Source organism: Deinococcus misasensis DSM 22328 (assembly GCF_000745915.1).
In the GTDB taxonomy this organism is placed as follows: Bacteria; Deinococcota; Deinococci; order Deinococcales; family Deinococcaceae; genus Deinococcus_C; species Deinococcus_C misasensis.
Genome location: NZ_JQKG01000011.1, coordinates 94,806 through 105,383 on the forward strand (window position 1 = coordinate 94,806; position 10,578 = coordinate 105,383).

The 10,578-nt window shown below is 56.4% G+C and carries 8 protein-coding genes; 6 read left to right on the top strand and 2 right to left on the bottom strand.

Annotated features, from left to right (window positions below):
• Nucleotides 1-203: 203 nt before the first annotated feature.
• Nucleotides 204-3,206: a tetratricopeptide repeat protein gene (locus Q371_RS09045; RefSeq protein ID WP_084571350.1), complete on the bottom strand. Its 3,003-nt coding sequence runs from the start codon at nt 3,204-3,206 to the stop codon at nt 204-206.
• Nucleotides 3,207-3,653: 447 nt separating this feature from the next.
• Here Q371_RS09045 and Q371_RS09050 point away from each other — a divergent pair, with 447 nt between their 5' ends.
• The 5 genes from Q371_RS09050 to Q371_RS09070 all read left to right on the top strand — a co-directional run bounded on the left by Q371_RS09050 (nt 3,654) and on the right by Q371_RS09070 (nt 8,641).
• The gene (locus Q371_RS09050; RefSeq protein WP_034339219.1) at nt 3,654-4,370 is read left to right on the top strand and encodes a hypothetical protein; all 717 of its coding nucleotides are present in this window, start codon (nt 3,654-3,656) and stop codon (nt 4,368-4,370) included.
• Nucleotides 4,371-4,529: 159 nt separating this feature from the next.
• A complete protein-coding gene (locus Q371_RS25545; RefSeq protein ID WP_051963835.1) occupies nt 4,530-5,114 on the top strand; it encodes an FAD-binding oxidoreductase in 585 nt (194 codons plus the stop codon).
• A 579-nt stretch (nt 5,115-5,693) separates the two neighbouring features.
• Nucleotides 5,694-6,461, top strand: coding sequence for a tetratricopeptide repeat protein (locus Q371_RS25550; protein WP_051963837.1), 768 nt, complete (start codon nt 5,694-5,696; stop codon nt 6,459-6,461).
• A 2-nt stretch (nt 6,462-6,463) separates the two neighbouring features.
• Nucleotides 6,464-7,897 carry an NAD(P)H-hydrate dehydratase gene (locus Q371_RS09065; RefSeq protein WP_034339222.1) on the top strand — a complete coding sequence of 478 codons (1,434 nt, stop codon included), beginning with the start codon at nt 6,464-6,466 and terminating at the stop codon, nt 7,895-7,897.
• Entirely contained in the window at nt 7,898-8,641 is a 744-nt protein-coding gene (locus Q371_RS09070) for an ImmA/IrrE family metallo-endopeptidase (RefSeq protein ID WP_034339224.1), read from the top strand.
• A 65-nt stretch (nt 8,642-8,706) separates the two neighbouring features.
• Here the strand turns inward: Q371_RS09070 and Q371_RS09075 are convergent, their stop codons facing one another.
• Nucleotides 8,707-9,393, bottom strand: coding sequence for a response regulator transcription factor (locus tag Q371_RS09075; RefSeq protein ID WP_034339227.1), 687 nt, complete (start codon nt 9,391-9,393; stop codon nt 8,707-8,709).
• 183 nt (nt 9,394-9,576) lie between these two features.
• On the opposite strand from Q371_RS09075, the gene Q371_RS25555 reads away from it, so the two are divergent.
• Nucleotides 9,577-10,560: a PAS domain S-box protein gene (locus tag Q371_RS25555; protein WP_169743815.1), complete on the top strand. Its 984-nt coding sequence runs from the start codon at nt 9,577-9,579 to the stop codon at nt 10,558-10,560.
• The last annotated feature ends 18 nt before the right edge of the window (nt 10,561-10,578 follow it).

Sequence of the window (10,578 nt, forward strand, 5' to 3'; positions counted from 1 at the left end):
AGAAAGCAGAGGGCCAAGGGCCGAGAGCAAAAAAGCCAAAGGCAGTTGGTTGTGGGGGCGAGGCACGCCTCGCCCACGCAGAAAGCAGTAGGCAAAAAAGGCTCTGGCAAATGCGATGAAGGGCGAGGCACGCCTCGCCCCTACATTCCCCCTTGAGGATTTTTTACACGTATGACACGATGCTCTCGGCTCTCGGCCTTCCTTCAGACCAGCATGCTCAGCGCATCTCTGGGACTGAGTTCACAGCCCTTGAGTTGCGGAAAGACCTCCAACATCACGGTCAATGCCCTCTCGGGTTGCTTGGACTCCTCCAGAGCCTTTCCAATTTCCCGCATCACGCTGGCTTTGAAGCCCGAGAGGTCCGGGTCCTGCATGGCGGTTTTGACCCACATCAGGGTGGATTTGAGGTCCGGTTCGGTTTGCATGAGGGCTCTGGCTTCCAGACTGATCAGGGCACTGGTGACGCCGGGATCGGGGCGGGTCTGGTTGCTGGGGTCCTGCATGCCCAGAGCGGCCCTTCTGAGCAGGGCATGGGCACGGTTGACTTCCGCAAGGGCTTTGTCTGGTTCGTGCATTCTGAGGTAAACATCGGCAAGGGTGGCCCTGACCTGTGCCTCTGCATAACTGTGGTTGGTGAGTTCCAGAGCCCGTTTGGCATGCACCAGAGCTTTGCTGGCATCTGGCTCTGCGGCAGCCAGATTGAGCAAGATGTCCGTGATCAGGATGGTGTAGCGGTCTGCGGTGTGGGTGTAAGGGGTGGCTTCTGCCAGCACACGGTGCAGGATGTTGCGGGCCACCTGAATGTCTGGATGGTCAAAAGTGGGTCCCGGAAAAGGAGGCAGGTACGGGTTTCCCAGACCTCGGGCAAGGTAAGCCAGTCCGATGCGGTAACTGGCCCTCCATTCCCGGTATTGGGCTTCTTGCCTGCGTTCGGTGCCGTTCCTGAGTGCCTGCGTTGCTGCTTGTGCCAGACGCAACCCTTCGCGGAAATTTTCCATCGCCAGCATGATGGGGGCTTTTTCCGAAATCACACGGGCCTGAATCACCGGATCGGTGCCCTGCGAAAGACGCTCAGCCTCATCCATCAGGGCTTTGGCTTCTGGAATTCGGCCCAGACGCCTGAGGCCGGTGGCGTAACGTGCAGTGACTCTGGCCCGTTCTTCCAGAGCCGCACCTGCACTTTCCAGAGCATCGTGGGCTTCTTTGAGGGCAGTGACAGCAGGGAAAGGTTGTCCCAGACGCAGCCTCAAATCCCCTTCCTGATAACGTGCCCTTGCATACAGCAAAGGATCGCGGTCCAGAATCGCAGAAAGGTCGTTCAGGGCTTCGGTCCAGTGGCCCGAGTCTTTCATGATCAGGCCGCGCCACAACTTGGTGCGGTTGGAGAGGGTCGAGTCGGCTTCGCTGGCGTATTCCACTGCCTGATTCACAAAACGGGTTGCCGCTTCCAAATCCCCTTGCCAACGGGCCAGAGCAGCTTGCACCAGCACGGCCTCTGCGCGGGTCACCCTTGCGATTTCACTGGTTTCCTTGCCAGACAGCACATCCTGAATGTCCTGATTGTTCAGGAGGTTCTGTGCTGCCTCGTAGGCAGCACGGTCAATGGCACTTTCGGCCAGTTTGACCCGGCCCCATGCGCGTGCTCCAGTGTCGTTGCTTTCCAGCATCACGCTGATGGCGTCTCTGGCGTCCGGGTGGGCATATTGCCCCAGAGCAGCGTAATATCCGGCCACCACACGGGCCAGAGATTCCAGCACTGCACCATGCACCTGCCGTCTGGCTCTGGCCCATGCATCTGCCAGCACCCCATACCGCTCACCGTGTTTGGACACCCACTGGATCACTTCGGCCCAGGCACCCGAGCGGGCAAGGTGGGCCAGCATGCGTTCCTCATAGACCGCTTTTTCACCTTCACGGGCGGTTTCGAGGGCTCTGGCATATGCTTCGGAGGCCAGACGGTGGGCGCGGGCAAGTTCATCGGGGCGCAGGTGCTTTTTGACCTCTGGCAAGAGATCACGGGACACCACCCGCACGGTTTTGCTGGAGGTGTCGTCCATCAGGTTGCGGTACACCTCTGGCAGGGTCCCCAGAGGACGCCCCAACGCATGTTCCACCACAAAACGCGGAGCGCTGGACTCTCCGGGCAGGATGGTTGCAGCCAGCACAGTCAACAGTGCCCGAACCTCGGGATCGCTCAGGACGGTGCGTACATCGTGCACCCTTGCCCCACTGCCCAGAGCGGAAAGTCCTGCAATCAGGGCCAGTTGTTCCAGATTGCGACCACTCTGGCGAATCAGGCGGTCGGCTTCACTGGGGGTGGCAGGCATGCGGGTGGTCAGGAACCTGCGGGCCTCTTCCAGCGTGGGAGGCTTCAGGGTGATCACCTCGCCCTTGTAGTGGGGGTGCACTTCTCTGGGATCGCTGAGGGCCAAGAGCACACTGGTGGAGGTGGTCTGCAAAGGCAAAAACAGGTTTTCCCACACCCACCTTGACAGGCTGATGGATTCTCCAAGTGCATTTCTGGGTTGGGTTCCAGCAATGGTGTTGGGGGCATTCCCAATGCGGATCAACAGGGTTTTGCCTTCCATGCGTTCACGGATCAGGCGGGCCACTTCATGCTGCAAACTGGCCTGCACAGCAAAAGGCAGCCCCGAGTGCAGCCTTGCCAGACTTTCCGCATTGGCCCCGGAAAGCTCCAGAATGCTGGTGAGGGCAGGTGCAATCTCACCATCCAGCATCAGGCGGTAGCTTTCCTGCACCCCGAGTTCACGCAAAGAGCGCTCCAGATGGTCAATCAGGATGGTTTTCCCCACACCGTTGCGTCCCACCACCACCATGCGAGGTGCACGCCCAGTCCGAATTCCTGCAATGAACTGCCGATAAGCACGTTTCTTTTGCCTGCCCAGAAGCTGAGAGGCCTGCTTCATCACCCTGCTTGAGGCCACATCCCTGGCCCCTTCAGGGGGCTCTGGCAACTCCATGTTGTTCTGCTCGTACAGGCTGGCAATGATCTGAAACAGGGTGCTCTTGTCTTCGGCGGTGCCAATCTCACGGTAGATGATGTTCCTGACCGCGTGGGGATTGGCGTTTTTGGCTTCCATCTGTTTTTCCAGCCAGCGCAGGCTGCCAACATGACCGTGTTCGTCTCGCTGGCCGCGCAGCGAGGGCCGCAAGTGTTCCAGAATTTTCAGCCAGGTGGTTTGCATTGCATGACTCCTCGGGTGGTGTTCTTTTGGTCTGCAATGATTATACGGTTTAAACCAGAAAGTAAACCAGTGTACGGATTTGGGATCATCGGGAACTGAGGGCCGAGGGCAATAAGAGCAGCAGAAGGCAGAAGGCAGAAGGCAGAAGGCAGAAGGCAGAAGGCAGAAGGCAGAAGGCAGAAGGGTATATGCCGAGAGCATAGGGCCGAGGGCAAAGAAAGCTTTGGCCAAAGCTTTTGGGATTGCAGACCCACCCCTTGACGATTTTGATATGGCTTACACCATGCTCTCGGCTCTCGGCTCTCGGCTCTCGGCTCTCGGCATCGGGCAATGCCCCCCACCCTTCATCCTTTCATCCAATCCCCCGAGCATGAATGCAACCCACATGGATTTTTGCTATACTCGGTCCTAATCTATACCAAGTCCAACAACCTTCTGGAGGAACACATGCGCTCAATCCTCGTGACCCTTGCCCTTGCTTTTGGCTCCCTTGCCCTTGCCGCCAACACCAACGATGTTGTCAACCTGCTGGAAAAAGGGGACACCAAAGGGGCCGTGACCATGGCCCTGACCCTCAACACCGCTGAAGCTTACGCTTACGCAGCCAGAGCCACCAGTTACAGCGGTGCCCTGCAACCCGAAAATGAGCGTCGTGCCATCTACGAGAAAGCCGAAGATTACGCCAGAAAAGCCATTCAACTGGACAAAAACAGTGGACTGGCACACTTCGAACTGGCACGGGCACTCGGGCGCAAAGCCCAGTTTGTGGGCATTCTGGAAAGCCTGCCCATTGCTCCAGAGATTCGCCGTGAACTGGAAACCGCCATCAAACTGGACTCCAAACTTGCAGGGGCTTACGTGGCTCTGGCCGTCTGGAATGCAGAAATCTCCAGCAAAGGTGCTCTGGTGTCCGGACCTCTGGGGGCAGACTTTGACAACGTGCGTCCCAACATGCAAAAAGGCATTCAGTTGGAACCCGACCAGATCATTCACCGTCTGGAGTTCGCCAAGGCCCTCCTGAAAGACGGAAACCGCCGCACCAAAAACAAGAGCCGTCAGGAAGCCATTTCCATTCTGGAAGCTGCAGTCAAACTGGAAGCCACCGATTTCTGGGCCAAACGCGATCTTGCAGAGGCCAAATCTTTGCTGGCGTCTCTCAAGTAAAATCCACAAAAGCCTGCAGCACCGTTTTGATTTGCAAAGCGGTGCTGTTTTTTGGACAGAAAACCAGATCCAAAATCCATTTGCTCCATGCAAAAACCTTCCCCTGCACACCCCTAAACAAACTTTTGCTGTGCAAACCAGCAGTGTTATGATGGGGGCATGAAACTGGAACTCGAAGACCTCCTGCTGGTGACAGATGCCACCGAAACCCTGCCTGACCTTCACCAACACCTCCCAGAGGGGGTGCGCCTGCGGGCCGCAAAGGTGAACCTCACGCTCGGGGCGTATTTGGCCAGAGGAGGCTTTGGGGAATTGAATGCCAACCCGTTCCGCCATGAAGTGCTGGGCCTGACTTACCTCAGCGAAAATGGACCTGTGGAGGCGGGGGGCATCGTGGTGAAGAACGTCAGCGGTTATGACCTGACCCGTCTGGTGATTGGCTCTGGAGTCAATGCTTTCCAGAGTGCCAACTTGCGTTTGCGCCCCGAGAAGGCCAGTCAGGTGTACCGCACCACAGACCGCCTTGATTTCCAGATCCTCAAAGCACAGGGTTGGACATTTTCATGGCGCACCTCTGCCCACACTTATGTGGAGGGGGATTTGCCCTGCCCAGCAGGTTTTGAGCCCATCGATTTCTGCATGGATGTGCCCACCGAAGATGTGCGGGGTCCCCTCAACCTCAAACCCGAGCAGAACGACCTGACCCGCAAAGTGCTCGGGGTTCTGGGATTGCAAGAGGCCTGAAGCCTCACGCAGGGCAGGGTAAGCGTAAAGTCTGACTTTTGGCATGTCACTTGAAAAAGCGTTCAGCGATCAGTCATCAGCTTTCAGCAAAAAGCTCACCAAAAGGCTTTTGCAAACAGCAAAACAAAAAGCCACAAACGGAAAGCCACTCAGACTTTCCGTTCAAAAGGCAGCCAGAAAACTGTCCTGATTGCTGACTGCTGATCGCTGACTGCTGATGGCTCTCTCTGTTGGCATGGCCTGACAGTGACTTTGCGCTGACCCTGTCACGCAGGGTGAGTACAAGGGCGTTGCACTTGGCGGTGTTGTATCAAAAGCCCTCAGGATCAGCGTTCAGCAGTCAGCCTGAAGGAAAGTCTGCTTGCTTCTCCATCAAGCTTGCAAAACCTGAGCAGGCTTTGTTTTGGGTCTTGCAGTTTTCGAAAGCCAAAGCCTCTGGGTGGTCTTTTCACTGATTGCTGAGGGCTGAATGCTGAATGCTTTTTCAGCTGACATGTCAAAAGTCAGACTTTGTGTCTGCCGTAAAATCTCACCTTGCACCGCTGACGGCATCTCGCAGAAAGCTATACAATACTGCTCATGACCGACAGCAAGACCCCGCTGGACTGGCGGGAGTCCATTCAATCCGGCAATTTCGAGCAAGCAGAAGGCAGAATCCGCGCACTGGAACTGGTGGGGGAGTACCACCCAGAGATGCTGGCAGCGGTGCAGGCCATGATCGCGTTGCTGGGTGCCGTGCGCTCCAAACAGTTCTTGAAAGCCCTCAGACAGGTTCCCAACCTTGAACCTTTGCGCGAGTTTCTTTCGCCTGAAGCCCTCAAGGGGGCCATCGAAAACCTGCAACAGACCGAAGACAAAGAGATCAACCAGCCTGAAGAACTGACCCGCGTGTTGCAGCAGGCTCTGGACAACCCTTACACCCGGGCCGAAGCCCTCAACCGCATTGGGGTGTTGCATGTGCGCCTGAAAGATGCCGTGCAGGCCAGAGTGCACTTCGATCAGGCAATTCAGGCGGACCCCAAACACTTCCGGGCCATCACCAACCTCGGGAATCTGGCTCTGGAAGCTGGAAACAACCAGGAGGCCGAAAGTCTTTACAAAAGGGCGTTGGAACTCAATCCCGAGTACCACCTTGCGCACAACAATCTGGCGGTTTTGCAGCGCAAACAGAAACGCATTGGGGATTCCATCAAGTCCCTCAAGAAAAGCCAGCGGTTTGAACAGCGGGCCATCAGCGAAAAAGCTCGCGAGGAAAGCCGTGCCCAGCCGTCCACCGTCAAATTCGGGGTGATTGCTTTTTACATCCTGATTGCCGTGGTGGTGGTGTTCCTGTTCGTGCAGAGGTAACCATGCACTTTGTTTTCACCTCTGCACAAATCCGGGCTCTGGACCAGTCCCTGCTGGACCACGGTTTGCTGGAAGTGACCGTCGAAAATGCAGGTCGCAGTGTTGCCGAAAGGCTGCACCTTCATGCTCCAGAGGCAAGGGTGCTGGTGGTGGCCGGAAAAGGCTTCAATGGAGCAGATGCACTGGTGGCTGCCCGTCACCTGTTGGCCCTCGGGCACAGGGTGAGGGTGCTGGCCCATCCAGAGGCCCACGCTGCCAGTGTGCAAAAATGGCAGGTTTTTGGTGCTCTGGAACCCCTGAACGCAGACGCCTTGCATGGCGCTTTTCCAGCCTCCGATGTGGTGCTGGAAGGCCTGTTGGGGACCGGGTTTCGGCCTCCTCTTAAACCAGAGTTTCAGGAGGTGATTGCAGCCCTGAATGCCAGTGGGTTGCCCATTTTCAGCATTGATTTGCCTTCAGGAATTGAGGCGGATGTGGCTGTACAGCCTGAGCAGGCCATTCAGGCGACTGTGACGCTGGCTCTGGCAGGTCTGAAACCCTGTCACCTGTTTGATCCGGCCCGCAAATGGAGTGGACGCACCGAAGTGCTTTCCATCGGGGTGCCTGAAAGCCACATGGAGCAATTCACCACCGTTCAGACGCTGGAATCCAGAAACGTGCGCCTGTGGCTTCCCGACCGTGACCAGAGCGCCCACAAAGGCAGTGCGGGTGAAGTGTGGGTGCTTGGGGGTCGCAAAGGCATGACCGGATGTGTGGCATTGAGTGCCCTTGCAGCTTTGCGAACGGGCAGTGGACTGGTGCGTTTTTCCAGCACAGTGCCTGTGGAACACGCCCCAATGGAATCCATTGGACATGAAATCCAGTCATGGCAGGAGGCAAAGCACCTGCCTTTCAAAGGGGCGGTTGCCCTCGGGATGGGTCTCGGCGAGGAGGCCCCTCAGGTGGCTCTGGACGTGCTGGAAAAACACCTTCCAGTGGTGCTTGATGCGGATGCCCTCCAGGTCGTTTTGAAGAGCAAAGGCCATAATAAAACCGTGTTCACCCCTCACCCCGGGGAGGCCGCCCGAATGCTGGAAACCACCATTCCAGAGCTCTTGAAAGACCCCATCCAATCTGCCCGAGCCTTGCAAGCCCAGTATGGCGGTGTGGTGGTCCTGAAAGGCGGTCCCACCGTTGTTGCCAATGCAGAGCAGGTCTGGATCAACACCTCTGGAAATCCCGGCATGGCTTCGGCAGGGATGGGGGACACCCTTGCAGGGATCATTGCCAGTTTGATGGGTCAAGGTCTGTCTGCCACCCACGCAGCCCTGTGTGGGGTGTATCTGCATGGACGGGCAGGGGACTTGTGTTTTAAACTTCACCAGTATGGCTTGCAAGCCTCAGATGTCTCCCAGCATCTGGGTCAAGCCTGGCAAACCATCCTCTCTGGAGATTGAATGGACCCCAAACCCCAGCACAAAGCCCGCATGCGTGAACTGGCCCTCGACTTTGCCCGAACCCATCAGGCCAGAGACCTGTACAGCCTTGGTGAGGCAGCAGGCACCAAACTGGTGTTCATGGACCTCGGAGAGCGCGATGGGGCCTACGATCCTGAGCACAAGGCCATCATCATCAACAACACCAGAGACCTGAACCGCCAGAAATTCACGCTGGCCCACGAAATCGCCCATGCCCTCTTGCTCGATGACGATGACCTCCTCAGCGACATCCACGAAGACTTTGAAGGGGACAGTCTGGAGCAGGTCATCGAGAAACTCTGTGACTGGGGAGCGGCCAACATCCTGATCGAGCCAGAAACCCTGCAAGAGGTGCTGAACCGGCATGGCATCAGTGCGCAGGGGGTGATGGACCTCTCGCGCAAAGCCCACATCAGTTTGCGCAGTGCGATGGTGGCCATTGCAGAGCAAGCCCAAAACCCCACCCTGATTGTGCTGTTTCAGCCTGCTGCGCCCCAGAAACCTCTGGTGGTCAATTTCACAGCTCAGAATGCGGCCTTCAAGTACACCCTGACCCCCGGACAGGTGCTGGTGCAGGACCACCCAGTGCAGGTCAGCTTTGAAACCCGCCTGCCTCTGGAAGAAGACTCTTACGTGCCCTTTGCCAGTGGCAAGAAAATGCCTGCCCACCTCACCACTTACCCCGAGAAAATGCGGGTTCTGGCGGTCTTCAAGACCCCCTGAGAGAAAAACGGAGGGAAAAACAAAAACCCAGAATGATCCGGGTTTTTTGATGCAATGTCAGGAAATCAGGCTTTTCCGGCTTCTTCAGGGTGCAACTGATAGCCAACACCCCGCACCGTCTGGATCACCCGGTTGCCCAGTTTTTTGCGCAGGGCCACCATCATCACATCAATGATGCGCTCACCGCCCTGAAAATCCCGGCCCCACACGTTGTCCAGCAAAGCCTGTCTGGAGTGGGGTTTCTCGGGGTGTTCCATCATGTACCAGAGCAGTTCGGTTTCCTGCTTGGACAGTTCGATTTTCTGGGTGCCAATGTGCACGCTCTGGTCCACTTTGCTGAGGCGCATCTGGCCGGTGGTGGCTTCCAGCGGGTTGAAATTCTGGCGCAAAAGGGCCTGAATGCGGGCTTCCAATTCAGTCAGGTCAAAGGGCTTTCCAAGGTAATCGTCGGCACCACTGCGCAGACCCCTCACCTTGAAGGGGGTGTCAGAAAGGGTGCTGAGCATGATCACCTTGACGCGCAACTGGTGCTCACGGATGTAAGAGAGGACTTCGTAACCGCTCATGTCTGGCAAAATCACATCCAGAATCACCAGGTCGGCTTGGGCCACCTGTTCCAGAGCCGATTGTCCGGTGCGGGCAATCAGCACCTGATACTCCTGGCCTTTCAAATAAGATTGCATCATCATGGACTGGGCCACGCTGTCTTCCACAATCAGAATGCGGGGTTGGGAACGTTGGGGAACGGACATGTTGTCTTGATTATATTGAAATCTCTGAATTGAAACTGTTTTTGCAAGGGTTTGTCCTGAGTGAGGGCAAAATTTCCAGTTTTCTCTGGCCGAACAACGACGTGGTGTTTCACCGGGTTTGCGGACACCCCCTGAAAGATGACCGTGCACAATCCGGTACAATCCGGAGATGGGGGAGGAAACATGACAAGGACAGGCAGCCCGGAGGACATGCAGCTGTTGTGCATTTTTCGCCTGCAATTGGATGGCAGCCTCAAGCACACCTCATGGTTCATTGAACCCAGCCCCGAGCTGTTTGAGGTTTTGCAATATGCCACGGACAATTTGCAACTGGTGGACGGATCCACCCATTTTCGCCTGAACGATTACCATCTGCATGTTGGCCGTGAGATCGGCGGACAGGGATACAGTGTGCTGGTGTACCACGATGCTCCAGAGGAAACCCTGGAACACGCCACCGACAATGTGTTTTATTCGGTGTTCAAGTATTCTGCCATCGGGATGGCTCTGGTCAGTCCTGAAGGCAAGTGGTTGCAGGTCAACGATGCCCTCTGCGACCTGCTCAAGTATTCCCGCGAGGAGTTGCTGACCATGAATTTTCAGGAGGTCAGCCATCCAGAGGATTTGCAGCAGGACCTCAGCTACCTGAAACTGCTGCTGGAACGCAAAATCGAGACCTATCAACTGCTGAAGAGGTATGTGACCCGCGAAGGCCGTTTGCTCTGGGCCCAATTGAATGTCTCTTTGATCTGGCGCAAAGACGGCTCTGCCCGTTTTCTGGTGGCGCAGATTCAGGACCAGACCGAAAGCATCCAGTACCGCGACCATCTGGAAAAACTCAATTACGACCTCGAAGAGGCCCAGAAAACCGCACGGATGTCCACTTTCCTGATCGACCTGAAAAACCACACGGTGACGTTTTCCAAAAGCATCCGTGAACTGGTTGGGCACTGGAAAGGCACCATGCGTTTTCGTTCCCTGCAGCAGGACTTCAGTGCAGACCAGTACGAAGCTTTCCTGAACTGGATCAGTCGCTGTCAGGACTCTGGACAACCCGAGGAGTTTCACCTGCAGCTCAGCGGATTGGTTCGGGGCACCTATGTGCTCAGGGGAAAACGGGATCAGAACGATCCAGACCGCATTCTTGGGGTGCTTCAAGAGCCCTGAAACCCACCTGCAAAGAAC

Excerpts from the sequence above, each read along its gene's own strand:
- Q371_RS09045 (WP_084571350.1), bottom strand. The coding sequence starts at position 3,206 with ATGCAAACCACCTGGCTGAAAATTCTGGAACACTTGCGGCCCTCGCTG.
- Q371_RS25550 (WP_051963837.1), top strand. The coding sequence starts at position 5,694 with ATGACCGACAGCAAGACCCCGCTGGACTGGCGGGAGTCCATTCAATCC.
- Q371_RS09075 (WP_034339227.1), bottom strand. The coding sequence starts at position 9,393 with ATGTCCGTTCCCCAACGTTCCCAACCCCGCATTCTGATTGTGGAAGAC.
- Q371_RS09050 (WP_034339219.1), top strand. The coding sequence starts at position 3,654 with ATGCGCTCAATCCTCGTGACCCTTGCCCTTGCTTTTGGCTCCCTTGCC.
- Q371_RS09070 (WP_034339224.1), top strand. The coding sequence starts at position 7,898 with ATGGACCCCAAACCCCAGCACAAAGCCCGCATGCGTGAACTGGCCCTC.
- Q371_RS25545 (WP_051963835.1), top strand. The coding sequence starts at position 4,530 with ATGAAACTGGAACTCGAAGACCTCCTGCTGGTGACAGATGCCACCGAA.
- Q371_RS25555 (WP_169743815.1), top strand. The coding sequence starts at position 9,577 with ATGACAAGGACAGGCAGCCCGGAGGACATGCAGCTGTTGTGCATTTTT.
- Q371_RS09065 (WP_034339222.1), top strand. The coding sequence starts at position 6,464 with ATGCACTTTGTTTTCACCTCTGCACAAATCCGGGCTCTGGACCAGTCC.